Here is a 25,497-nt window from a genome sequence, read left to right on the forward strand (position 1 = left end):
TGTTTATCTGCTGATAGACATCCTTAAGAATTTTAAAATGAATTTTATACGGTCAATCTTTTATGACTTGGGGAGCCACTAAGGTTTGATCTAAAATCACGAAACTATCCACCTTAACCCGATGTTTATCAAAATTGATAAACTGAATAAGCACAAGCATGATAATGGGCATTGCTGCTGTAAAAAGAAAAACGATTTCCCAATTAAAGTTACTTTTTATAACTCCTAATATGGCGGCTCCAGATGCTCTGCCCATATTGGATAAAGCCATGTAAAGGGTAAATTGAGTGGCGGCTACGGTTTTCCAGCATAAGTGCATGGCCGATGCAAAAATGGCAATACATAAAAATGTGGCTAAGGTATAATACACGAGAATGAAGGCATACATGACCAATGTGTTGGTCCATAAGTCAGTGATGAAAGCAAAGCAAGTAATAAGGACGGCCGTTACGGAAAGATAAAAGGTGAGCATTTTGATTTTACCAAAACAATCCACCAAATACCCTCCAATAAACATTCCTAAAAATCCCCCAATAATCGATGTAACAGAGAATACATTTGAGAAGTAAGCATTTGTCCAACCCAACTCTTGGATACTAAAAATGGGCATCAATGTGTCTACAAGACCAAACATACAGCCTGTTGCAAATACGCCAATGGCAAATACCATACTTGACTTTAGTCTAACGACTCTGTAAAGACTTTTAATAATCTGTAACCAACTTCTAAGTTGGGTCTGTTTTGAATCTGCAGAGGTACTACCTGTAGTCCATGGCATTAGTTTTTCTCCAGGACGCTCTCTAAAATAGATAGGAACAATCATGATTATGGCCACCGCTATTGAAAGTGAGGAAATGGCAAAAGAAAAGCCAAGCGCATTCATAAGTGCCGTACCAGCAACGAGTGATAACGATGTGCCCATGATTTTTGTACCCCACATTAAACCATTTGCTCTGGCTTGCTCATCTATGGGAATCACGTCAACCGCCATACCATCTGTGGCAACATCCTGAAACGCTCCAAAAAAGCTTATAAAAAAGCCAGCAGTCATTAAGCCGGACATGTTATTCAATGGATCAGGTACAAAACCAATGCTTAAAAAACTAAGAATAAGACCTAGCTGTCCGAAAATAACCCAAGGTCGTTTTCTTCCCATATCTAAAAGCGTAAAACGATCCATCAGTGGGGCTATAATGATTTTAAAACTCCAAGGAATGCCAATCACACCTACAAATGATGCTATTTCTAAAGCCGATTTATCATTCATGGCTAACCATGCAGGAATGGCAAAAAACGTTATCCCTTCGGGAATGCCCTGTGCAATATATAATGCTGAAAATGTAAAGTACCGGGTGAAGGCATTATCGGTGAGATTACTGCTCAGTTTTAATCTAGACATGTGCTGGTTGGTTTAGTTAGATTTTTATTCTTGCTTATATCACTGTGCTGATTATGTATTTGAAGGGTTGATAATTTATAGAGCCGTTGAGTTAAGCGCTTAATACATGACGAATTCTTAAAAGCTCAAAAAAGTACTTTTTCGATTGTTTGTTTAAAAAAAACAGGCAGATTCTCGACAATCAGACTAGGTGATTTAATTTATTAACCAATAAAACTAAAAACCTCCAAATAAAAGATGGTCTCAATCCTCTCCACAAAAATTGTATCTGCCTGCTAAATTAAATTGTAATGCTACTGCTCCATTTTCGAAATAGTGGGGAGTAGTTGTTTTAAATATTTCGAAAGCATGTTAGTTTGCATCTGTTTCAGAAGTGTCCTCAATATCACTCATATCAGCTGCATCTTTTTCTATCTTTTCTTGTGCCAGCATCACTTGGGATGCATTCCAATAACCGGATTCTCTTACAATTTTACCATCTATAAATTGATAGGTGAGGTGTATTGGTATAAAGATCTCTTGATTGTTTCCAGCGAGCGTTCCCTTCCAATCAGACCAAAAGTTAACCCAGGTTTTGCCATCATCGGTAACTACCATTTCATACTCTTGATCTTTCTCTATAAAACCTCGGGAAGCATATATGTGATCATTGGCCTTATGGTATGCTATGGTTTCTTCTGGAGTCAGTGATTTTTGATACATGTTGTAACTTGTTTTTGAGGTATCTGCATACATGCTGATATCGTAATTTTTGTTGTTGTAGTTACTTATGAGCTGCTTGACGGTGTCAATTTCTGGAGATTGTTGAGTGTAACGCTTGTCTTTGGTTTCACAGCTTGTAAAAAGACTTACGGCAATGACGAATAAGAATATATTTTTAATCATTTGGTTGAAATTTAAAACCTGCAAGTGTCTTGCTTGCAGGTATTGGTTAATTATTTTTTTGAGTTATAACTTAAATCTGGACGTATTTCTCCTTCAATTTCTTCAATGTTAAGCGTAGTCTGAAACATATCAAACATCATTTTCTTTCCGTCCTCTCCCAGAAGTTTTTCGTGGATTTCTGATTTTGTCGCCATATCCGATTCGTCTTTTGCTGAGATGGATACCAAATAGAATTCTGCTTCTGTTCCGAAGCCACTTTCATAAACTCTGTAGTGCATTTTTGAATTCTTCGTAATAAACATGTCTTTTACAGATTTCATTTTCTCTTTCATCATGCTCCTGTTTTGTGGCGTATAATATATCTTGTATTGCTCTCTGTAGTTTTCTCCTTCAGGAGTTTGCGTCATTCCGTCAGGCATGTGAGACAGCTCATTGTTCAATTTAATGATATAGTCTTTTTCTACATCGTAGCATTTGTCCATACGTTTTAAGATGCTCATGACCTTTTCTTCGCCAGCAGTTTTTGCTAAAGAAGCCAAAGGAGACGGTTTGTCTAAATCGGCCATAGAGTTGATGGGCTCTATATAATAATAGTGGTTGTTATAGCCACGAAGGGTTAACATGTTGAAATCCTCAATAGGGTTGTCTTCTATAATTTTAAAGAGTTCTTTTAAGATGTCTTCATATTCTGAAGTCATAGAAGGTTTTACAACATCTTCATGAACATGAAATAATTGTTGCGCGTCATTATTAAAGTGTATGGCTAACATTAGTGTCAGCGTGAATACGAAAGTTTTAAGTGTTCTCATTATAGTTATGTTTTATTTCGATTAATTCGTATAGCTCAAGTCGCTTTCTAGTGTGTAGACATAGTCCCAAATACGATCACAAGAGTCTCTCAGTTTTTTACGAGCAGTTTCGGTTTTTGATTTGCCGTGAACACTTTCATACATTTTCCAAACCCCGTCTCGATCAACGTCCATATCTGCAAAGTTTTTATAAGGCGACGATACAAAATAGTCGGTACCCTCTCCGCCCATAACTCTGTACCAATAACCTCCTCGGGTTTTGTCCTTAGACATCATGGTAGTTGTAACTTCTTTAACGACTTCATTAAAAGCGACATCATCATTCACTATAAAACTAGTTGTCCATATCACGTTGGTTTCAGCTAAATCTGTCTTAAGGCTAATGTCTGGCATAGATCTCGTGGTATTGAATTCTGAACTTTCAATATGAGGCGTAATAGATTCTAGCGCAATGGCGCGGCAAGCAGCGGCTGCAGGATTCTTTTCGTCCATTTCGGCCCAGTTGTTCATTCTTCCGGCCATTACATAGACGTTACCTTTACCTTGAAGGCGATGCCACACATTCCAAGTTTTTGTTCCGTTATTTTCTTTGTAGCATTTGTTCCATTTTTTCACACCGTCTGTAAAGTCCGTGTCATGTCCAAATTTTATAGTGAACTCTGTGACGTTCAAAATAAAAGATTCTTGATCCTGAGATTGTGCCGAGGTTGGCGCTAAGATCAGCACCAAAATTAGAAATACTGTTAGTCTTAAAGTTTTCATAATAGATTGTATTTAAATGGTTAATTAATAGTGATCTAGTTTATATAAAATAACATTGTTAACAAACTCAATTAGGACGAACACACAGGGATGGTGTCCCAATCATTAGATTTAGTTATCGATATCGTTTAGGTAGATGGGGTAATTTGTAGGAGTTGGCCTTTATTTTAAGCGTCTCTCTTTATGGCGGTCTTCGATTTTTATCAGATGTTAAACCATGGATGACGTGATTATAGTTTCAATTGCTTTTCAAAAAAATGAACTCAGAATTGTGCATTACTATAAATAAACTAGGTCTAGGTTTTAGGTAGGGTTGGGCTTGGTTGAATTTATACTTGGTTAAAAGTCAATTTTTAATATGGTCCAAATTAGGCATAACAATGGATCGCGTCAATCACATCTTCATGTGATATTTTAAGGCTATCTTTTTGTATATTTGGTAATTAGCCAGCTATTTACAATACATCCATGCCTATTTATAACTCTAATAGTTTTAGGTTTATTTTGCTTTTTTTTCTGCAGATAGGGATGCTCTTTGCCCAAAACCTGTCTCAAATAGACGTTTTAACTACGGCCGATGGACTTAATTTTCGAGATGTTAGAGCGATAGCCCAAGACGATTCTGGTCTGATGTGGTTCGGTACCTCTCAAGGTCTTAATCGCTATGATGGTTATAATTTTAAGGTCTACAACAGCGATAAAAAAAATCCTTTTTTTATTGAAGAAGAGCTGTTTACTTCTACAATGGTTTTTGACAAAGACGAGGATGCTTTGTGGTTTATGGCGAATGAAGATCTCTTTAAATTGCATTTGCCGACAGATTCTATAACAGCATACAATGAGCCAGATGGTATAAAAGGAAAGGTTCTTGGGGTTCTTAAGGTAGAAGATGGTGCTATCTGGATAATTACCGAAGATTATTGGTCAACTAAAGCAGATAAGCCTAAACAGTATCTTCAGAAATATAAAGACGGTAAATTTGAGGTCATGGCATCAATTTCTAGAATCAACAAAGGTTTTAGTCGATTGTCTCAAGATTCAGAAGGGTTTTTATGGTGGAGTACCCCAAATGGTAACTTAAAGTATCATATTGATGGAACCTTATTGGCATTTTATGATTTGGGAAATTATGAGTGGCATGGTTCTGAGATGCATTTTGTAGCCTCTTTTTTTGATTGCAACAACAGACATTATTACTTTCCTCACGATGGCGGTATCTATGTTTTAAATGAAGAAAATCAAAGTTCTGAAAGAATTCTTGATGTAGATAATGAGTTTGGCCATGCCATTCAAGATGAAGAGGGCTATACGTGGTTTGCCGGTCAACAACGCTTGTATCGCATGAGTCCGCAAGAGGACTTTGTAGATTATACCGATAAACTTCTTGACCATTTTGACTATACCAAAATAAATAGTCTTTTCATAGATGCCAGCAATTTACTGTGGGTGGCAACTGATAACGGACTCTTTAAAATACGTACCGGTACCCAGATGTTCAAAAATGTATTTAAGTCTAGTAAATCGGGTTGGGGAAATAGCATGCGAGGTGTGTTTGAGGACCATCAAGGTACTATTTATGCACATTGCGAAAATAAGAACAGTTTATTTTCCCAAGATGTGACCGGTAAAATTGATACACTCAAATTATATGCTGAGAGTAATGAAAAAATAGAACTGCATTATGCCTGCAGTTTTTTTGTTTTCAATAAAGCCAAAACTCATGTATTTACCGTTGGAAAAACCATGTACAAGATCAATTTGGAAACAGGAGAAACAGTGAGTTACGATCAATTTATCCCTAATCTTAAGGTTTATGGTCCTAATCCATTGATAAGGCTTAGAGACGGTCGGTTGTTATTTGGCTACATCCTATCAAGATTGCTTCTGTTTGATCCTGAAACAGAAAAAAGTGAAGCCGTGTTTTCGGATGATTTTGAATTTGATGAAGTTTCTGATCTGGCTTATTTCTTTCAAAGCAAAACTGAAGATATGATTTGGGTAGGCACACAAAACAGTGGCCTATTAAAGATAAATTTAAATGGTAGTATAGAGGAGACGTATTCCATATACACAAACCCCAGTGTTTCAAAGAATAATATTTTAGTTATAGATGAAGACTCAGATGGCAGTTTATGGATTGGCACTTATGGAGGCGGCCTTAATCATATTTCTAAGGATGGTACAACAATAAAAAAATACAGTAAGGCACAAGGTTTGGCCGATGATAATGTGACAGGGATTCTAAGGGATAAAAAGGACAATCTTTGGATAAGCACTTACAATGGTATTTCTTATTTTGATAAGCAAACGGAGTTGTTTCAAAACTTTTATACTGAAGATGGCTTATCCCATAATGAATGTAATTATTCGTCTTGTTTGATAGACAGTCAAGGCAACTATTATTTTGGCGGGATGAACGGTTTAAATGTCTTTAAACCTGATGATGTTTTCAAAACATCAGAGCCTCCGCAGTTGCGATTTTTAGGGATTTCTGGATATAATAGTAAAAACAAAAGTAGTTTCAATACAGATTACAGCCACAATAAATTTACAGAATTGACGATTTCACCATATGATCAATATTTTCAATTAGACTGGACAATGCCTAGCTTTTTTAATAATCAAAAGAGCACCTATAGCACTACCTTAGAAGGGTATGAAGACCGATGGTTTTATCAAGGTCATAAAGCGAGTATTCGTTATAATAAATTACCTGCTGGAGATTATGTTTTAAAAGTAAAAGGAACAGATGCTATAGGGAACGAAAGTGCTGCCATGCTCTCGATACCTATTAAAGTAAAACAGATATTTTATAAAACCTGGTGGTTTATTCTTTCGGCGCTATGTGCTGCCATATTATTTGGATATTCCGTATTTCGATACCGTCTCAATCAAGTGATTGCCATGGAGCGTTTGCGCACAAAGATTTCTAGTGATCTGCATGACGATGTGGGGTCGATGCTTTCGGGCTTGGCCATGCAAACTGAATTATTAGAAATCAATGCTAATGAGGCCGATAAGTTTAAACTTCAAAAAATAGCTACAATTAGCAGAAGTGCTGTCTCACAAATGCGAGACTTGGTTTGGAGCATCGATAGCCGGCGTGGCACCGTTGATGATTTAATAGAACGCATGCAAGAATTGGCCGAAGAGCTTCTTTTGCCAATGGATATTGCTTTCAATATAGAGGCATCTACCATCATCAATCCTAATAAAAAACTTCCGGCAGAGATTAAACAAAATGTATTCATGATCTATAAGGAAGCATTGACCAATTGTCTAAAGCATGCAAATGCCACAAAAGTCAATGTGAGTTTTTCCAATATCAATAAAGGTTGCGAGCTTTCTATAAAAGATAATGGGACCAATACACCTTGCTTAAAATATACGGGTTTAGGACTATCTAACATGGCGCTTCGTGCTGAAAAGATAAACGGACAACTTCGTTTTGAAAAAGAAAAAGGATTTGGTGTCATTTTAAGATTGCCTTTCAACTTATAAACCACATCCTTATGTGATTGATTTATTTGCTAAAGATGCTAAATTTACTTTATAATCAAAACCGATTCTATTGTCGCTCATAAAACTTGCCATAGTTGAAGATGATCACTTGGTTCAAGACAGTTTAAACACTTTTTTTGAAGCTCAAGACTACGTGCGCTGTTTGCATTTGTCATCGTCGGTTGAAGATTTTTTAAAAACAGAAAAGGCTAGTGAAGATCACATTGATGTGATCTTATTGGATATTAATCTCTTAGGAATGTCTGGTATAGAGGGGATCCCCTTAATTATGGACCAATGCCCTAACACCGATATTGTGATGCTAACCACGTTTGAGGATAATGAGAGTATTTTTAAAGCCCTGTGCGCTGGTGCTTGTTCCTATCTTTCTAAAAAAACACCTTTAAAAAAAATACTAGAAGCAGTAGAGGTGGTCTATAAAGGCGGCTCTTACATGTCTCCGTCAATAGCGCGAAAAATCGTGAATCAATATGCGAAAAAGCGCTCTAAGCTTTCTGTTTTAACAGATAGGCAACAAGATATTGTAAAAGGTATCGTTGATGGAAAGAGTTATAAAATGATTGCCGATGATTTGTTTGTTTCTATTGATACGGTACGCAGCCATATTAAGAACATTTATAAAGCTCTAAATATTAATAGCAAGGCAGAACTTATTAGAAAATCGTACGATGATGATCTTTAAAGTTTCTCTATGTTTTTCGCTAGATAGTATGAAGCCTTTTTAGCAGCTCTTCTTTTAAAGATTTACTTACAGGGATTGCTTTTTTTTCTATGACAATGTGACTTGTAGCCACTTCATTTATTTGGGAGAGATTTACAATATATGATCGATGTACTCTAAGAAAATGCCTCTCAGGTAGTTTTTTATCCATTTGCTTTAAAGTCATTACTAAAAGATATTCCTTGCCTTTTGAATAAATACGACAGTAATTTCGTTCGGCTTCGATATAGAAAATATCTTTTATGTAAACCTTTAGCATCTTTTCATGATGGCGAACAAATATACAGTCGCTCAAAAGAAAAGGAGAGCTCTGATGAACTTGACTTAGATTATTGTCTTCTAATTGGTGCTCTTGAATGTGATTTACAGTTAATTCTATAGCACGTTGCAAATCTAATTTTTTAAAGGGTTTAGATATAAAGGCGAAGGGATTTGTACATTTTGCCCTATTAAAATAGTCATCATTGGTATTGGCAGTTAAATAGATGATGGGTACATTATATTCCTTCTGCATGGCAATAGCGGTCTCAATACCATCTAAACGGCCTTTAAGTTGAATGTCTAACAAAACAATATCTGGGCGATTATTCTTAAAGTGAAGTAAGGCCTCTTCACCACGGGGAATAATGCCTACTATTTCGTAACCTAACATGGTTAATTGTAAAGAAATATGAGCACCAATAATCATTTCATCTTCTACAATTAAAATCTTAATAGGTTCTAGCATTAGGCTGCTTTTTTCATTTTAAATTGAAAAGACACTTTAGTGCCACGGTTAATTTCCTCTGTCATTTTACCATCCAGTTGTAAGGTTAATAGTTTGATGAGCTGAGATCCAAAGCCCGTACCTTGTGTTGTTAAATCAATAATTTTTCCTATCCCATTATCAGATACATTTAAGTCTAAAGTCTCCGAAGAGGTCTGCGAGAGGCTAATTTTAATAATACCTACAGCATCTTTTGGGAATGCATATTTTAAGGCATTGGTTAAAAGTTCATTTACAATAAGACCTATTGGCACTGCGGTATCAACATCTAATTCCAGTTGTTCCATGGCGCATTCAATAGTTACTTTATCTTCTTTGTTAAATGTATCGAGTATACCATCACCAAGATTGATAAAATAATCTTTCATTTCTATACTTCCTAAGTTGTTTCCTTGATACAGTTTTTGATGAATAATTCCCATGGATTGCACTCGGTTTTGACTGGCGAGCATGGCCTCTTTTGAGGCTGGATCATCGAGTTGGGCAGATTGTAAAGCAATTAAGCTTTTTACCATCTCTAGGTTGTTTTTGACACGATGGTGAATTTCTTTTAACAACAATTCATTCTCGTCACTTTTAGCTTTGATGATTTGGGTTTTCTTTTTGTTTTTGTTGAAAAAGAAGAATAAGGTCAATAATAGTATTGCCAATAAACTAGCAATGGCAATAATAAGTTGCTGTACTTTTGATTTTTGAGATAACAAAGCCGCTTGCGCAATTAGGGCTTCATCTTTTTTACCAGTCTCATATTTAATGATCGCTTCTGTTTCAAGATTAGAAATTTTATCCTCTAAAACTTTGATGACATTGTTGTTGGCCTTGTCCTTGTAATTCATGGCGCTTTCAAAATCGCCCAAGTTGGCATAGGTCTCAGATAAATTGCGATATGGAATAATAAGGCCTTCTTGACCTTTGTCTTCATAAGCATTGACACCAATACTTAAATGTTCTAGCGCTTTTTTGTAATCTTTTTGAAGCAGATAAATTTGACCAATTTCCGTACGGTAGGTTGCACAACGCTGTTCGCCAATATGAGATTTACATAATTCCCAAGCACAGATAAAATCTTTCAATGCATTGGTGTAATCCAATGCTTTTAAATAGACGTCCCCTCTGTAGGAATGCGCTCTAATGGGAACAAAAATTTCTTCTGGAACTTTGGTGTTTACAAGATCAATGCAATAATCGGCCGCCCTATAGGCCTCCTCGAACTGGTTTAGTTCTCCGTAACTAATAATAAGGTTAAATTGAGCAATGGCTACAGAAGCATAATCTTTTGTCTTTTCTAAAAGAATAACGGCTTTTTGAGTATAGTCTATCGATTTCTCGAAATCTTCCATTACCCTGTACAATACTCCCAAACATCGATACGCGCTTCCCAGACCTTTTTCATCATCTAGCGTTTCATAAAGAGGAATTGCTTTAAAGAGCGCGCTTTGCGCCTTATCAAGCTCACCAGTATTCATGTAATCTATAGACAATGCTCTATAAGTATCTGCAACTTTTAAATCATTACCTGAACTCTTATAATACCCAAGAGCTTTTTCTGAATGATAAACAACAGAGTCTGGCGAAAAAATTCCGTGATAACCGTGCCAATCAGCCATCGTTTCATGAATTTTTGCGATGGACTCATCGTTCTGTTTTTTTTCTGCTCGCTTTAGGGTTTGAATTCCAATCTTTAAAAAGTGATCCGTATTGCTTGTGTAATGCTGTTGCATCCAAGATAAACAGGAGTCTAAGTCTATACGTTTAAATTGATCTGGATTTTGGGTTATGGATTCCGTTTGACCATAGGAATATGCTTGAGAAAAAAGAACAAGAAAAGTTGTGAATAATTTAAGCATAAGTCTTATTAGGCTGATAAAAAAGACTTTGGGAACTGTTAAATATAGTTAAAATATGTTTGTGTCTTACAGTCGTACGGTTTTACTTCTCGAACAGCTCAAATTGAAGTTTAAGAAGTAGTATATTTAAAGTCTTTTGAAAACCTCTTTTTATGAAATATACTTTAGCCGTTGTAGCAAGCTTAATTTTTGCATTGACCTTTGCTCAAACTGATGCGGATAACCTTAAAAAAATATATACCACATCGCTGACTGACGGAATGAGCTATCAATGGTTAGATCATCTTTCCAATCAAATAGGAGGACGTTTATCTGGCTCTTTAAATGCCGAAAAGGCAGTAGAATATACAAAGGCAGAGTTTGAAAAATTAGGTTTAGACAAGGTTTGGTTGCAACCGGTCATGGTACCGAGATGGGTGAGGGGCGCTCCAGAATTTGCCTATATAGAAACGTCTCCTGGTCAAACAACCAGTGTTAATATTTGCGCTTTGGGCGGTTCAATTGAAACGCCTAATGGCGGTATTAAGGCGAAAGTGATAGAGGTGCAGGGGCTAGAAGATCTTGCTGCTTTAGGTGAAGAAAATATCAAAGGTAAAATCGTGTTTTTCAATAGACCAATGCAGGCAGATCTTATCCAAACGTTTGAAGCTTACGGCGGTTGTGTAGATCAGCGTTACAGTGGCGCTATGGAAGCAGGGAAATACGGCGCAGTAGGCGTTATTGTGAGGTCTATGAATTTGAGAATGGATGATTTTCCGCATACCGGAACCATGTCTTACGGCGATTTACCAAATAGTCAGCGCATTCCATCTGCTGCCATTAGCACCAATGATGCAGAACTCTTAAGCGGAATGCTCTCACTTAACAAGAATATTAATTTCTTTTTTAGTCAAAATTGTAAACAACTGGCAGACGTGCAATCTTACAATGTTATTGGGGAAATCACGGGAAGTGAATTTCCTAATGAAATTATTGTTGTGGGTGGCCATCTTGATTCTTGGGATCTAGGTGATGGTTCTCATGATGATGGCGCAGGAGTAGTGCAATCTATGGATGTATTACGATTATTGAAAGCCAGTGGTATTACACCGAAACGTACCATCAGGGCTGTATTGTTTATGAATGAAGAAAATGGATTGCGCGGTGGAAATAAATACGCCGAAGTGGCAAAATCAAAAAACGAAACACACATCTTCGCTTTGGAAAGTGATGCAGGTGGTTTTACGCCAAGAGGCTTTAGCTTTGACTGTAGCGACCTCATGTTTTCAAAAATTGAAAGCTGGAAACCCCTCTTTAAACCTTATCTAATTCATTATTTTGAACAAGGTGGTAGTGGGGCAGATGTAGGACCTTTAAAAGATAACACTATTGTTTTAGCTGGTTTACGCCCCGATTCACAACGCTATTTTGATTACCATCATGCCAGTAACGATACTTTTGACGCGGTAAACAAACGAGAATTAGAGCTTGGAGCCGCTTCTATGACGGCTCTTGTGTATTTAATTGATAAATATGGTACAGATAGCATTCCGAATGAAAGCCAAATTAAAGACTAACTAATTGTGGTATGGTTTCTGCTTTAGTAACCATGTGAAACGTCGATTAAAATATATTTTCATTTTAGTGGTACTTGCTTCTTGTAAACAAGTTCAAAAAGTGTCAGATGCTATAGCAAAACCTTCTGCTAGAACTGTTTTTGAAAGAGATTTAAAAGATCATGATTCCTTATTTAAACGCTACAATTTAAATCTCACGTTATCAAAATCCAACGGTTTAAAAATTGATTTACCGGTTTCGCTAGTTGCGGAGACAGATTCTGTTGATTTTAAGACCTTATCTTATGTCTTAGCTTTAAAGAGAGGAGAGCGCTTAAAAGTTGCTTCAGAGGTTAGTGCAGATAGTCTACAATTGTTGATTGATCTTTTTGCTATTGAAAACGATTCAACTATAGCGGAGAATCCGTTGGTTTCAAATGAACCGGGAGTGAATACTTTAGATTTCTCAGTATCTGAAAACTCAAATTATAAGTTGGTGATCACACCAGCATTAAGTGCAGCATTAAAATTTCATATTGCTATTTATAGGGAACCTACATTTCTATTTCCAGTGAGTGGTAAAGGGAATTCGGCAATTCAAAGTTTTTGGGGAGCAACTAGAGCAGGTGGTAAACGCTCCCATAAGGGGATTGATATTTTTGCAAGTCGAGGTACTCCTGTGATTGCTGTAACAGACGGATTTATTACCAATACTGGTAATAGGGGCCTGGGAGGTAAACAAGTGTGGTTGCGAGATGGTGTTTTTGGCCAGTCTTTATATTATGCACATTTAGACAGTATAAATGTAACTGGAGGTAATAGAGTGACAATAGGAGATACCCTAGGTTTTGTTGGTAATACGGGTAATGCGAGAACCACAAGTCCGCATTTGCATTTTGGCATATATACCAAATCAGGCGCAATAGACCCATTGCCATTTGTAAAAGAGGCGGAACGTCCTAAACCAAACAACGGTTCCGTATTTAAAAAAGGTAAAACCCGTTTAGCGATTAATGAATTAAGAGTTGGTGATGGCGTTACTAATGAAAAAATAAAGGATTTAGGTCCAAACGTACCGCTTAAAATTTTAAGCAAAGTAGGAGATTGGTTTCATCTCCAAATCAATGATAGTTTAGAGGGTTTTATGCACGAATCTTTGATTTTAGAACGGAATTGATCTTTATTCTTCTTCGGAATTGTTTTTGTTACTTTCCTTTTTCTGTAATTCTTTAGCTTTCTTTTTTGCTAATTGCTCTTTATTAAAATGAACACCGTCATCGTGCATATCTGCTGGCTTTCTGTGTGACCAAAATTCTCCTTTAGTTCCCATAAACTGTTTTTGTTTCAATTTACGAAGTAAGGACTAGAAAAATGTTAAATAATTTATAAGACCAATGTGTTGAATTTCCGAAGGGAATAAAACGATAAGAAATTTATCTGAATATTAGAGTTTGTTAATCAAATGATCTTGTAATAACTTCAACCGATTTTTTAGTGATTGGTTTAATAATATAATCACTAACAAGCTCATAAGATTTTGCTTTTTTCAAGTCTGCGGGATCAATGGAAGAGCTTACAATATAAAGCAGCAGTTTTTTAGGAGATTTGATTTTGATAAATTCATCTAAAAATTGCCATCCATCCATAATAGGCATGTTGAGATCAAGTAAAATGACATCAGGAACCTCTTTGCCAGATTGAATAATAGGTTTAAGCGCTTGAATCGCTTCTTGTCCATTATTAAAAACAGTAAAATTTTTACAAAATTCTGAAATGTTCAAAACACGTTTGGCCGCAAATATAAATACAGGGTCATCATCTATGATACAGGTCAAATCAACTTTACTCATATTGAAAATAGATTGAAAATGTTGTGCCTTTATTGACTTCGCTCTTAACTTCTACCGAGCCGCCAATGGCATCAATTTGATTTTTACTTATAAATAGCCCAAGACCTCTAGCATCATCATGTCTGTGAAATACCTTATACATTCCGAAGAGTTTATGGCCATTCTGTTCAAGGTCAATTCCTAAACCATTATCTTCTATATTAAACTTGATGAGTTTATCTTCCTTTTTAGCAGATAGTTCAATAATCGGTTTTACATCTTGTCTTCGATATTTGATAGCATTGGTTAAAAAATTAAGTAATATCGAGTCGAGATAGGCAGGAATCCCCAAAATTGATATCCCTTTATCAATATCAACGATAATATTTGCATCAGTTTCTATAGCTAATGCTTTAATACTGCTAATGGCCTTATTGGTATATTCTAATAAATTGAGAGATTCTAATTCATGATTTTTAGTATTAGTTGTAGATACTTCGTTTAAATGCGAAATGGTCTCACTTAGATTATTTACCGCGTCATTTATCAAAGGGAAATAATCGTTTCTTGTTGCTTCTGGGAATTCGTCTTTTAGTAAATTCAATAACATTTCTAGATTTCCGGTATGGGATCTCAGGTTGTGGGAAACAATGTGCGCAAAATTAAGCAAACGCATATTTTGCTGCTCAGTGGTTTTTAAGAGCATTTTAATTTCATCTTCTGCTTTCTTATTCTGTGTAATGTTTGCGATGTTGATGATCATGTTCAAGGCTTTCCCTTCGGTATCGCGAACAACAGAGGATGAACATAGGACAAATATAAGTTTACCGGTTTTTGTGATCATCCTTTTCTCTTTCTGACGATAATCTAGCTTACCGGAAATGAGATGTTCGATTTCTGATTTTCTATTGACCAGATCCTCAGGGTGAATAAGATCGTTGAAATAAAGAGCTCTCAATTCATTTTCGGTATATTCTAAAAGACGGCAGAAACTCTTATTTACAGTTTCAAGTCTTCCATCCAAATTAAGAATGGCCATACCATTTGGAGAGCTCTCCCAAGTAGCTCGAAGTTGCTTTTCTTTTAAAGAAACTTCATTTGCTCTATTTTTACTTTCAGTAATATCTTGAAAGACACCTTTTACTTTAACACACTTACCATTCTCAAATACTGGATAACCGACGGATCTTACCCATTTCAAATTTTTTTTAGCCGATAAAAATTGAAGTTCAACATCATATTTTTCGCCAAGAGTTACAGCTCTTTCAAATACATCAAGAATACGATCTCGATATTTTCCTTCTGGGAAAAAATCTATGGCTCCATCAAATTTGGGTTCAAAGTCATCATCTACTTCATGTATTGTTTTGGTCATGCTGCTCCATATCACCTTTGTTTTTTCGAGATCAACCTCCCAAGATCCAATAGCAATGGAATCTTGAATTGAATTCAGAAATGTGATTTTTTTAGTGTTTGGAGGGTTCTCCTCCGAGGATAGAATAAAATGTTCTATTGAATCCATAGGTTACTACATTTAGGTATATTAGTCAATGAATTTGGAATCTTAAAAAGTATAAGGTGATTAACTAATAGCTATCAATGAATTGGATTAATTACCTGTTAAAAATTTAAGATAGATTAAAAATCTAGAGAAATATAGCTTTAATATTCGGTAAAATGCAAATTTAGACGTTGAAAATTACCAAAAAACAAAAGGATAGTCATCAGTTCTTAAATAAATGTTAAATTAAAATATTGGTTTAAAGGAATTTGTGTTTGAAATTAGAATAATTAATTTTTTTAAAAATTTTCTAAATTTAAATATGTTCTTCACTCTTTTGGGCTAACGTTTTGCCATATTCCTCCTTATAAATTCTTACTAAAGCCATAAAAAGACTGATGAGTAGGGGGCCAAAAATAAGACCAATAAACCCAAAGAGTGGCACACCTACAATCACTCCAAATAGGGTTACTAATGGGTGTACATTATCTAGCTTCTTAAGCACGTATAAACGTATGATATTATCGGTAGAGCCAACAACCACAAATCCATAAATTAAAACACCCCAAGCTTGAAACGTATCTCCACTAGATAGTGCAAGAATAAATACTGGTAGGATACCAATCAATGTTCCTACAAAAGGAATCATCGAGCCTATAGTCACTATTACAAACCAAAAGAAAGGGTCTTCGATACCAAATATAAAAAAGCCTATTAAGGCAATAATGCCCTGTGCTAAAGCCACTAGAGGAATACCAACAGCATTACTCTTCACCATAGCTTGTACTTCTCTACCTATTTGATTAATACTATCAGTGTTCATCGGGATATACTCACGTAAAGAATGACGCAATTGTTTTCTATTGGTCAACATAAAGTAGAGCATAAAATACATTAAACCAATAGCGATAAAGATGTTAAATGTACCGCCAGCCATGGTTTGAAGATTTTCGGATAACCAAGATGTAATTGATTTGGTGTCTATGGACGAATTGACATCCATACCAGTACTTTCTTCAATAATACTCACTTGGTGTTTAAGAGCGGTCACCACTTTCTCACTATTTTTGACAGCATCAGTGATTTTATTTCCCAGCATTAAAACAAAGCCTGTAAGTGGGATTAGAATCACGAAAAAGGAAGCGGTCATCAATAATAATGCAGCCACAGAAGGCCTCCATTTGTGTGTCTTTACCAAAGCCACCATAAACTTTCTTAACAATATATAGAATGTAATAGCACCTAAAATACCGCTCAAATAGGGTAGCATTTCCCTAAATATCAAGCAACCCATTAAAACAATGAGTATCAGGATAAATATTTGACGAATAATCTTAGGTGCTATTTGTGGCATGTGCATTTTAAATTTTAAATCAAATTACATCGAATTTACGACTAGCGCCTATCCAAAAAAGAAAATTGTTAATCTATTCCAAAAAATAAATTCGGACTTAGATCTCAATCTCCACTTGATTATGCACAATATCATCAAAAGTTTCTCGCTTTCTTATAAGGTGGGCTTCTCCCTTATGCCAAAGCACTTCTGATGGTCTATAGCGAGAGTTGTAGTTGCTGGCCATTGAGTAGCAATAGGCCCCTGCATTTTTAAAAGCTAAGATGTCATCTTCATTAATTTCGTTAATGCGCCTGTTATTCGCAAAAGTATCGGTTTCACAAATGTAACCTACAACAGAATAAAAACGCTCACGGCCTTCAGGATTTGAGATATTGATAATTTCATGTTGAGAGCCATATAACATTGGTCTTATGAGGTGATTAAACCCAGAATCTACTTGAGCAAAAACCGTAGAGGTCGTTTGCTTAACAACATTCACTTTAGTTAAAAAATAGCCTGCTTCACTCACCAGAAATTTGCCCGGTTCAAACGCTAAGGTTAATGGCTTACCGTATGACTTACAAAACTCATTAAAACGTTGAGATAGTTTTTCTCCAAGTTCTTCTATATTGGTTTCGATATCGCCAGTTTTATAAGGCACTTTAAATCCAGATCCAAAATCAATAAACTCCAGATTCTTGAAATTTCTAGCAGTATCAAAAAGAATTTCGCTAGCATATAGAAACACATCAATATCTAAAATATCACTTCCCGTATGCATGTGAATCCCGTTGATATTCATTTTAGTATTTTCTACAATACGTAATAAATGCGGAATTTGATGAATACTAATCCCAAACTTACTATCTATATGACCTACAGAAATATTAGTGTTTCCTCCAGCCATCACGTGCGGATTGATACGAATACACACCGGTGTTTTTGGATGACGTGTCCCGAACTGTTCTAAAACAGAAAGGTTGTCAATATTGATCTGGACGCCCAATGTAGCAGCCTTTTCAATTTCCGCTAAAGAGACACCGTTAGGAGTGAAAATAATTTGCTCAGGCTTAAAACCAGCCTTGAGCCCTAATTGCACTTCTTGTATAGAGACAGTATCCAGGCCAGAACCCAGTTGGTTGAATAATTTTAATACCGAAATATTAGACAGGGCCTTCACCGCGTAATTCAACTTCAACTGTTTCACCTTATCAAATGCAGAGGTTAAACGTTTATACTGAAATTTGATTTTTTCAGCATCATAAACATAAACAGGACTTCCAAAGTCTTTTGCAATTTGTAATAAGGTGTTTTGTTCCATTTCTTTAAATTTAAATTAAGGCGCAAAATTAAGTGCTTTTTTTAAGCAAACTGATAAGAAATCCTTAAAAATTAAGCGTTTTATTGTTGAAGTTCTTACTCTCATTAAACTCAATGGAAATTTATTGGTAAAAACTTTTAGTATGTTTATTTTTGTTGCTCATTCACTACTTCGGAAACTTTACCGGAGTACAACCATATTAATCTTAAAAACAAATGAATCTACACGAATATCAAGGTAAAGACATATTGGCAAGTTTTGGCGTGCGCATTCAACGCGGTATCGTTGCACAAAATGCTCATGAAGCGGTAGCAGCTGCAAAGCAGTTAACTTCTGAAACAGGCACAAGCTGGCACGTTTTAAAAGCACAAGTACATGCTGGAGGACGCGGTAAAGGCGGCGGCGTTAAATTGGCAAAAAACTTGACAGAAGTAGAAAAAATTGCTGGAGAGATTATCGGGATGAATTTGGTAACGCCTCAAACATCTGCAGAAGGTAAAAAAGTACACCAAATTTTAGTAGCAGAAGATGTCTATTATCCTGGTGATAGTGAGCCAAATGAATACTATATGTCTGTGCTCTTAAATCGTGCAACAGGAAAAAACATGATCATGTATTCTACCGAAGGTGGTATGGATATTGAGACGGTTGCTGAAGAGACACCACATTTGATCTTTCATGAGGAAATAGATCCTTCTGTAGGTCTTATGCCATTTCAAGCACGTCGTATTGCCTTTAATTTAGGGCTTTCTGGTGCTGGATTTAAAGACATGACCAAATTTGTACATGCGCTTTATACCGCTTATGATAAATCAGACGCTTCTTTATTTGAAATCAACCCGGTTTTAAAAACAAGTGATGATAAAATTTTAGCCGTAGATGCTAAAGTTACCATTGATGATAACGCATTATTCCGTCATAAAGATTACACCAATCTACGTGACTTACGTGAAGAAAACCCAATTGAGGTTGAAGCCAAAGAAGTTGGACTTAACTATGTAGACCTAGACGGAAACGTGGGTTGTATGGTAAACGGAGCGGGTCTTGCAATGGCAACAATGGATTTGATCAAGCAAGCCGGTGGTGAGCCAGCTAACTTCTTGGATGTTGGTGGTACTGCCGATGCAGCAAGAGTAGAGGCGGCCTTTAAGCTTATTTTGAAAGATCCTGCAGTTAAAGCGATTTTGATTAACATCTTTGGAGGTATTGTTCGTTGTGATCGTGTTGCCCAAGGCGTTATTGATGCTTATAAAAACATGGGAACTATTGAGGTGCCAATCATTGTGCGTCTTCAAGGAACCAATGCAGATATCGCTAAAGAATTGATTGACAACTCTGGATTTGATGTCATGAGTGCAACAGAATTTCAAGAAGCAGCAGATAAAGTTCAGCAAGTGCTAGCTTAATACTGTAATTAAATACATACATTAAGACCTGTCAGATTTTCAATATCTGGCAGGTCTTTTTATTTGCCTTATTGTTTTCAATTTTTAAGCGTTCTTTACACTATGGATTTCATTTTTAATAACGTTACCTCACACTCGATTTCTTAAATGAAATCTAACTAGAAATACATTTAGCTAGCTTGATATCTTGTCCTGAATAGTAAGGTGCTTATCAATTAATCTCAAAAAGCGTCACTTTAATACATACATGATTATTATTAAGAACGTATATGTATAATAATTAGTACCTTACCTTCAAATTTGAGACTTATGAGAATGTGCTTCTACCTAATACTGTCTTTTTTTCTATACAATGTTCACGCACAAGAACCAGTCAAAATAGATTCCTTAAAACTTGAATTGTCAGGTTCTAAGACAGATTTACAACGATATGAAAATCTCAATCTCATCATTAGGTATTATCTCACAAAGAGTATGGACTCTGCAAAGGTCTACAATAATAAAGTTTTGGCAATCGCACAGAGAACAAAAGATAATGAGCTTGCCATAAATGCTTATAACCTAGGATCTACATATTATTATTATAACTCCCAAACCGATAGTTGTCTTTTACTCGTAAAAAAAGCACTGAAATTGGTGCAGTTATCTGGTGATCATAAGATGACTTCAGATGTGTATCGCAAACTAGCTATTTTGAGTAGAGCAGTTCCAGACTTTGAAGCTTATGAGGTCTATGGCAAATTGGCATTGGAGGAGGCAAAATTATCGGGTGATGCAGAGGTTTTATCATCTGCTCTTGTTGTTAATGGAAATATTCATTTCAATAAAAATGATTATTCTAATGCGCTCAAATACTATTTAAAAATCGATTCCCTCCATACGGTAAACCAAAGTAAAAGTTCTAACCTCACGTTTGCATACGAAAATATCGCACTTATTTACACAGAGTTAAAAAATGATAAAGCACTTAAATATCTTGATAAAAGTATGTTGGTTCATAAGGAGCTTAATGATGAAGCGGGTTTTAATAATTCTATTAGACTAAAGGCTAGTTACTATAGTAATAAAAAAGATTACAAGGCTGCTATTGAGAACCTTGAAAAGGTATTACCTTTTTATGAATCGTTTGGGATGCCGAATAAATTAGTTGAAATTTACAGTGAACTGGCTCTCTGTTTCACGTATGAAGATCAATTAAAAGAGGCAAAATTCTATTTGGATAAAGGAATCGAAATTTCCAAAACCGAAGGATTTAATAGGTTCGGCACCAATGCCATTCAATTTAGTGCTGGTGTCTATTTTTTAAAACTGAAGGATTATAAAATGGCCATTTCTTTTTTTGAGGAGGCATTATCTACAGCGCCTTCACAAGGTACTGATTACTATCTTAGGGAGAGAAAAGAAATTTCCGAAGGCCTTAAAACAGCTTATGCAGGTCTCAAAGATTATGAAAATGCTTTTAAAGCAAATGAGAGACTCCTCATTTTAAATGATAGCTTAAATTTATTAAATAGCGAAAAGTTAACTACTGAAATTGACGCTAAATATCAAACCGAGAAAAAGGAACAGGAAATAGCTCTTTTGAGATCACAAAGTGAGCTCGAAGCACAAAAGCAAAAGAGTCAGCGTAGTGTCTTGCTTGGAGGTATTGCCTTAACATCTTTAGCTGGGATTTTTATTTTCGTTTTGTATAGAAATCGAAGAAAGACCAATGATAAATTGCGGGAATTAGATAGTGCTAAATCTCGTTTTTTTGAAAATATTTCTCATGAGTTTAGAACACCACTCTCCTTAATTCAAGGGCCAATCGATGATCAATTGGAGAAAGAACAATTAGGCACACAAGAAAAGGCCAATCTTAAAATTGCCAAGAAAAATGCGATAAGACTTTTAACCTTGGTTGATCAAATTTTAGATCTTTCAAAACTAGAATCAGGTCAATTTAAACTAAACGTACAGGACAATAATTTAAAAACGTTTCTCGATGCACTCTTGTCTTCTTTTTCCTATCAAGCAGAAAAACATCAGCAAAGCTTCAACTATAAATCATCTATATCCAATGCGCATTTTTGGTTTGATGCCGATGTTTTGGAGAAAATTATTTGCAATCTTATTTCTAACGCTATTAAGTACAGCCCCATTAAGGCCGAGATAGAAATCGATCTTAATGTTTCTGAGGAAAAACAATTAGAATTTAGTATTCAGAATTCTGGCATTCAACTTACAGAAACAGAATTGAATCATATTTTTAGCCGCTTTTACAGTACTGCGGAAAACGGAAATGCTGTGGGCACTGGCATTGGTTTAGCGCTTACAAAAGAATTGGTAGAACGCCATAAAGGCACTATCGCAGCCACGAGTACAAAAGAGAATGTAAGGTTTGTATTTAAGATTCCTGTATACGAAAATGCTTTTTTAGCCGAAGAAATCGTCTCACAGCCTACTGCTTTAGATACAAGTTTTGAGAATTTTAGAATGCAACAGCGAAATGATGTAGAAGAACATGTCGTTAATGAAGCGATTTTTCAGCAAAAAAATGAGCAATCAGAACACACTGAAGATTTAGATCAACCCATCTTGCTCATCGTTGATGATAATGAAGATCTAAGAACCTACATCAAATCAATTTTTGAGCAGCGTTTTCAAGTAATAACTGCATCTGACGGATTTGAAGGTTTGAAGGTCGCTTTGGCAAAGGTGCCAGACCTGATTATTACCGATTTAATGATGCCCAACGAGGACGGTTTAAAATTTACCGAAAAATGCAAGATCAATCCTATAACATCCCATATCCCTGTGGTGATGTTGACTGCTAAGGCTGGCGATGAAAACACATTGATAGGTCTCGAGACGGGTGCAGACGCATATCTTACAAAACCGTTTAATACCAAAATATTAAAAGCTACGGTAGATAATTTACTCGAAAATCGTAAAAAACTTCAAGATCGGTTTAGCCAAGAGGTCATATTAATGCCCAAAGATATTGCCATCAACTCAGTAGATGAACAATTTATTACAAACTTACAAACGGTTCTTGATGAACAATTGGTAGAATCAGATTTTAATGCCGAAAGTTTTGCAAAAGCGCTTCATATGAGCAGAATGCAGCTGCACCGAAAATTAAAAGCAGTTACAGGTAAAACCGCTACAGAGTTTATAAGATTTCAACGCCTTAAGCTCGCTGCCTCCTTACTGAAAAAATCTGATGCCAATATTTCTGAGATTGGATATTCGGTAGGTTTCAATAACCACTCTTATTTCACCAAATGTTTTAAGGAGCATTATGGAGTTTCACCTACAGATTTTTCTAAATCTTCTTAAAAGGTTTTCAAATAATTCTCTATTAGTTATTCTTCAAGTTATTATATGATTTTTCATGTAATTACATTGAATACATATGTCTATTTAAAATCGAAATAGAACATATTATTTATAATCTTAAAAATGAATCTTCGATTGTTCTTGTCTCGAGACAAAACATAAAATTTACTATTTCAAAACGCAGTCAATTACCTTCGTTGGTTCTAGTTATCATCTTAAATAACAAATAATTATCTACGCACAACCCCCCGTATACAGTAGCTTGTTACATATCATCAAGCCTTTGTTACATAGTTGATAGCTAGAATGATGCTTTCCTGATTTCTTTGTTCTAGCAACAATATTCCAGTTCTATAGAATGGCAATTTTTGATGAAAAGAAAAAAACGCATCCTACAAGGCACACTCCCTAAAATGCCAAGTCGCATCATTTTTTTAAATACGCGTCATCTTGAACCTGGAATATATGAACTCAAAATTGTAAACCAAAACGAATTAATCCAATCCATTCAATTCTTGAAAAAATGAAAAAACTCACATGTTTACCAATCCTATTTTTGACAGCACTATTGTTTAGCTGTGATGCCGATGATGACACAACAAGCGATGATCCCGTCAATACATTAACCTTGGAACTAACAGAGCATACCCAACAAGACCAAATAGGAGACTTTGCCGAGAATGCCATGGTCGAATTTAACGGATACGTTTGGTCAACGGGCGGTTACAACGCCTATAGTGGCGGAGAAAGAATTAGCGAAGTTTGGAGAAGTGCCAATGGTATCGCCTGGGAGTCTGTAACCTACGATCAATTTGAGGCACGATCTAACCATACGCTTACCGTTTTTGATGGGAAGATGTGGTTAATTGGTGGCATAGACAATACAAATACGTTTTTAGAGGATGTTTGGTATTCCAGTGATGGGGAAACTTGGGTTTTGGCAACCGATTCACCAGCATATTTGGCGGCCTCCTATCACAGCGTTGTTGTGTTTAACAACAGGCTCTATCTCATCAAAGATGGTGTTAGTGCGACAGTGGTTTGGTCTTCTGCAGATGGTGTGCTTTGGGAAGAGGAAACGAGTAATGCATTTCCATCCAGGGAAGATTTTGAAGCTGTCGTATTCAACAACGAACTTTATGTTTTAGGTGGTTTTCACACCAGTACCAAATTTAATGAGATTTGGAAAAGTAGCGATGGTATATCATGGTCACAAGTAGCAACCAATACGGTTTTTTCTCCCCGTAACTCCCATACTGCCACTGTTTATGAAGGAAAGGTATTTGTTGCCGGTGGGATCAATAACGCTCCAATAGGTGAATTATGGTATAGCGAGGATATGGTCAACTGGTTTGAATATACACCGCTCACATCCACAATCGGCCTTTATGATCATGCTGCTCTAAATTATGCTGGTGAAATCTACTTGTGGGGTGGTCGCGAGGGTAGTTTGGGAGGCTCATGGCCGCTTACCGGGAAAATAAGAAGTATTAATCAAATAACACCGTGATTATGAAAATGTCTATTCAACGACTAACGCTGTTAGTTCTTCTAGTTATTATAACAGCTTGCAACAAGGATTCTGATACTGATGCTGTTAATACAATAACAGACGTTTACGTCGCAGGATTTGATGACAATGGATTAAGAACAGTTGCAACACTTTGGAAAAACGGTGTAGGAACGCCACTTACAGATGGTACCAACTATTCTGAAGCTACTTCTGTATTTGTTGCGGGTACCGATATCTATGTCGCAGGTTACGAATATAATGGAACAAATGAAGTGGCTAAACTATGGAAAAATGGTATAGAAATTTCTTTGACCGATGGGTCAAATAATGCATTGGCCAATTCAATTTATGTTTCTGATGGCGATGTGTATGTCGCCGGAAGTGAGTCCAGTAATGCCAAATTGTGGAGAAATGGTATCGAAATTCCTTTGACCGATGGTACTAATCGGTCATTTGCCCATTCAGTTTATGTTTCTGGTGATGACGTCTATGTAGCTGGATTTGAAACGCAAAATTCTGTAGATATAGCTAAAATTTGGAAAAATGGTATTGCTATGCCATTAACAGATGGACTTCATCACGCTGAAGCATTGTCTGTATTTGTATGGGACAATGATGTATATGCTACAGGATACGAATCTAATGGCACATTTAAAGTCGCCAAAACATGGAATAATGGGATAGAAATCCCTTTGACCGATGGGATCAATAATGCAATTGCCTCTTCGGTTTATGTTTTGGGAACAGCTTTTTATGTCGTTGGATATGAAAGAGAAAGTGGTGTTGATGTCCCTAGATTATGGCTAAATGGAATGGAAACGTTCGTCTCTGATGATACAAGTTCTTTAAGATACAAGGCGGTTTATGTTTTGGACAACGATGTGTATATCATTGGAACTGAAGATGCAAATTCCAGACAAAATGTAAAATTATGGTTCAATGGTACTGAGTCCTCCTTAACACAGAATTCTTCGTATGCAACTGTAAATAGTGTGTTTGTAGTAAAAAATTAAGTAACTGTTCT

General features: G+C 36.0%; 19 protein-coding genes. 8 read left to right on the plus strand and 11 right to left on the minus strand.

Annotation, left to right across the window (positions count from 1 at the left end):
* Nucleotides 1-52: 52 nt before the first annotated feature.
* From P176_RS0115775 to P176_RS19655, 4 genes are all read right to left on the minus strand, one after another.
* Nucleotides 53-1,399, minus strand: a complete 1,347-nt coding sequence (locus P176_RS0115775; protein ID WP_037348992.1) for an MFS transporter — start codon at nucleotides 1,397-1,399, stop codon at nucleotides 53-55.
* 351 nt (nucleotides 1,400-1,750) lie between these two features.
* On the minus strand, nucleotides 1,751-2,284 hold the full coding sequence (locus P176_RS0115785) for a nuclear transport factor 2 family protein (protein WP_197022178.1): 534 nt from the start codon (nucleotides 2,282-2,284) through the stop codon (nucleotides 1,751-1,753).
* Between the two features lie 50 nt (nucleotides 2,285-2,334).
* A complete protein-coding gene (locus P176_RS0115790; protein ID WP_026755614.1) occupies nucleotides 2,335-3,093 on the minus strand; it encodes a hypothetical protein in 759 nt (252 codons plus the stop codon).
* A gap of 21 nt (nucleotides 3,094-3,114) precedes the next feature.
* Nucleotides 3,115-3,855: a hypothetical protein gene (locus P176_RS19655; protein ID WP_051605535.1), complete on the minus strand. Its 741-nt coding sequence runs from the start codon at nucleotides 3,853-3,855 to the stop codon at nucleotides 3,115-3,117.
* Between the two features lie 468 nt (nucleotides 3,856-4,323).
* On the opposite strand from P176_RS19655, the gene P176_RS0115800 reads away from it, so the two are divergent.
* Entirely contained in the window at nucleotides 4,324-7,356 is a 3,033-nt protein-coding gene (locus tag P176_RS0115800) for a sensor histidine kinase (protein ID WP_231481271.1), read from the plus strand.
* A gap of 70 nt (nucleotides 7,357-7,426) precedes the next feature.
* Nucleotides 7,427-8,059, plus strand: a complete 633-nt coding sequence (locus P176_RS0115805; protein ID WP_026755616.1) for a response regulator transcription factor — start codon at nucleotides 7,427-7,429, stop codon at nucleotides 8,057-8,059.
* Nucleotides 8,060-8,078: 19 nt separating this feature from the next.
* Here P176_RS0115805 and P176_RS0115810 read toward each other — a convergent pair whose 3' ends face one another.
* Complete coding sequence (locus P176_RS0115810) at nucleotides 8,079-8,825, minus strand: LytTR family DNA-binding domain-containing protein (protein WP_026755617.1); 747 nt, start codon at nucleotides 8,823-8,825, stop codon at nucleotides 8,079-8,081.
* Complete coding sequence (locus P176_RS20110; RefSeq protein ID WP_026755618.1) at nucleotides 8,825-10,711, minus strand: histidine kinase dimerization/phosphoacceptor domain -containing protein; 1,887 nt, start codon at nucleotides 10,709-10,711, stop codon at nucleotides 8,825-8,827. The genes P176_RS0115810 and P176_RS20110 overlap by 1 nt, the downstream gene beginning before the upstream one ends.
* Nucleotides 10,712-10,863: 152 nt before the next feature.
* Between P176_RS20110 and P176_RS0115820 the strand changes: the two genes are divergently transcribed.
* The gene (locus P176_RS0115820; RefSeq protein WP_026755619.1) at nucleotides 10,864-12,267 is read left to right on the plus strand and encodes a M20/M25/M40 family metallo-hydrolase; all 1,404 of its coding nucleotides are present in this window, start codon (nucleotides 10,864-10,866) and stop codon (nucleotides 12,265-12,267) included.
* A 100-nt stretch (nucleotides 12,268-12,367) separates the two neighbouring features.
* The gene (locus P176_RS0115825) at nucleotides 12,368-13,423 is read left to right on the plus strand and encodes a M23 family metallopeptidase (protein ID WP_197022179.1); all 1,056 of its coding nucleotides are present in this window, start codon (nucleotides 12,368-12,370) and stop codon (nucleotides 13,421-13,423) included.
* A 3-nt stretch (nucleotides 13,424-13,426) separates the two neighbouring features.
* Here the strand turns inward: P176_RS0115825 and P176_RS20455 are convergent, their stop codons facing one another.
* The 5 genes from P176_RS20455 to lysA all read right to left on the minus strand — a co-directional run bounded on the left by P176_RS20455 (nucleotide 13,427) and on the right by lysA (nucleotide 18,233).
* Nucleotides 13,427-13,576, minus strand: a complete 150-nt coding sequence (locus tag P176_RS20455) for a hypothetical protein (RefSeq protein WP_156033129.1) — start codon at nucleotides 13,574-13,576, stop codon at nucleotides 13,427-13,429.
* Between the two features lie 124 nt (nucleotides 13,577-13,700).
* On the minus strand, nucleotides 13,701-14,096 hold the full coding sequence (locus P176_RS0115835; RefSeq protein WP_026755621.1) for a response regulator: 396 nt from the start codon (nucleotides 14,094-14,096) through the stop codon (nucleotides 13,701-13,703).
* Nucleotides 14,089-15,597, minus strand: coding sequence for a PAS domain-containing sensor histidine kinase (locus tag P176_RS0115840; RefSeq protein WP_051605536.1), 1,509 nt, complete (start codon nucleotides 15,595-15,597; stop codon nucleotides 14,089-14,091). Before P176_RS0115840 ends, P176_RS0115835 begins: the two co-directional genes overlap by 8 nt.
* Nucleotides 15,598-15,892: 295 nt before the next feature.
* A complete protein-coding gene (locus P176_RS0115845; RefSeq protein ID WP_026755623.1) occupies nucleotides 15,893-16,930 on the minus strand; it encodes an AI-2E family transporter in 1,038 nt (345 codons plus the stop codon).
* Between the two features lie 97 nt (nucleotides 16,931-17,027).
* Nucleotides 17,028-18,233 carry a diaminopimelate decarboxylase gene (lysA, locus tag P176_RS0115850; RefSeq protein WP_026755624.1) on the minus strand — a complete coding sequence of 402 codons (1,206 nt, stop codon included), beginning with the start codon at nucleotides 18,231-18,233 and terminating at the stop codon, nucleotides 17,028-17,030.
* A gap of 215 nt (nucleotides 18,234-18,448) precedes the next feature.
* On the opposite strand from lysA, the gene sucC reads away from it, so the two are divergent.
* From sucC to P176_RS0115875, 4 genes are all read left to right on the plus strand, one after another.
* On the plus strand, nucleotides 18,449-19,639 hold the full coding sequence (gene sucC, locus P176_RS0115855) for an ADP-forming succinate--CoA ligase subunit beta (RefSeq protein WP_026755625.1): 1,191 nt from the start codon (nucleotides 18,449-18,451) through the stop codon (nucleotides 19,637-19,639).
* Between the two features lie 399 nt (nucleotides 19,640-20,038).
* Entirely contained in the window at nucleotides 20,039-22,960 is a 2,922-nt protein-coding gene (locus P176_RS20115) for a response regulator (protein WP_197022180.1), read from the plus strand.
* Between the two features lie 523 nt (nucleotides 22,961-23,483).
* A complete protein-coding gene (locus P176_RS0115870; protein ID WP_026755626.1) occupies nucleotides 23,484-24,470 on the plus strand; it encodes a kelch repeat-containing protein in 987 nt (328 codons plus the stop codon).
* Nucleotides 24,471-24,472: 2 nt separating this feature from the next.
* Nucleotides 24,473-25,486, plus strand: a complete 1,014-nt coding sequence (locus P176_RS0115875; RefSeq protein ID WP_026755627.1) for a hypothetical protein — start codon at nucleotides 24,473-24,475, stop codon at nucleotides 25,484-25,486.
* Nucleotides 25,487-25,497: the final 11 nt, after the last annotated feature.

Source organism: Sediminibacter sp. Hel_I_10 (assembly GCF_000688335.1).
Classification (GTDB): Bacteria; Bacteroidota; Bacteroidia; order Flavobacteriales; family Flavobacteriaceae; genus Psychroserpens.

What these genes read in the sequence shown, in the direction of transcription:
- P176_RS0115775 (WP_037348992.1), bottom strand. Translation starts at nt 1,399, where the DNA reads ATGTCTAGATTAAAACTGAGCAGTAATCTCACCGATAATGCCTTCACC.
- P176_RS0115785 (WP_197022178.1), bottom strand. Translation starts at nt 2,284, where the DNA reads ATGATTAAAAATATATTCTTATTCGTCATTGCCGTAAGTCTTTTTACA.
- P176_RS0115790 (WP_026755614.1), bottom strand. Translation starts at nt 3,093, where the DNA reads ATGAGAACACTTAAAACTTTCGTATTCACGCTGACACTAATGTTAGCC.
- P176_RS19655 (WP_051605535.1), bottom strand. Translation starts at nt 3,855, where the DNA reads ATGAAAACTTTAAGACTAACAGTATTTCTAATTTTGGTGCTGATCTTA.
- P176_RS0115800 (WP_231481271.1), top strand. Translation starts at nt 4,324, where the DNA reads ATGCCTATTTATAACTCTAATAGTTTTAGGTTTATTTTGCTTTTTTTT.
- P176_RS0115810 (WP_026755617.1), bottom strand. Translation starts at nt 8,825, where the DNA reads ATGCTAGAACCTATTAAGATTTTAATTGTAGAAGATGAAATGATTATT.
- P176_RS20110 (WP_026755618.1), bottom strand. Translation starts at nt 10,711, where the DNA reads ATGCTTAAATTATTCACAACTTTTCTTGTTCTTTTTTCTCAAGCATAT.
- P176_RS0115820 (WP_026755619.1), top strand. Translation starts at nt 10,864, where the DNA reads ATGAAATATACTTTAGCCGTTGTAGCAAGCTTAATTTTTGCATTGACC.
- P176_RS20455 (WP_156033129.1), bottom strand. Translation starts at nt 13,576, where the DNA reads ATGGGAACTAAAGGAGAATTTTGGTCACACAGAAAGCCAGCAGATATG.
- P176_RS0115835 (WP_026755621.1), bottom strand. Translation starts at nt 14,096, where the DNA reads ATGAGTAAAGTTGATTTGACCTGTATCATAGATGATGACCCTGTATTT.
- P176_RS0115840 (WP_051605536.1), bottom strand. Translation starts at nt 15,597, where the DNA reads ATGGATTCAATAGAACATTTTATTCTATCCTCGGAGGAGAACCCTCCA.
- P176_RS0115845 (WP_026755623.1), bottom strand. Translation starts at nt 16,930, where the DNA reads ATGCCACAAATAGCACCTAAGATTATTCGTCAAATATTTATCCTGATA.
- lysA (WP_026755624.1), bottom strand. Translation starts at nt 18,233, where the DNA reads ATGGAACAAAACACCTTATTACAAATTGCAAAAGACTTTGGAAGTCCT.
- sucC (WP_026755625.1), top strand. Translation starts at nt 18,449, where the DNA reads ATGAATCTACACGAATATCAAGGTAAAGACATATTGGCAAGTTTTGGC.
- P176_RS0115870 (WP_026755626.1), top strand. Translation starts at nt 23,484, where the DNA reads ATGAAAAAACTCACATGTTTACCAATCCTATTTTTGACAGCACTATTG.
- P176_RS0115875 (WP_026755627.1), top strand. Translation starts at nt 24,473, where the DNA reads ATGAAAATGTCTATTCAACGACTAACGCTGTTAGTTCTTCTAGTTATT.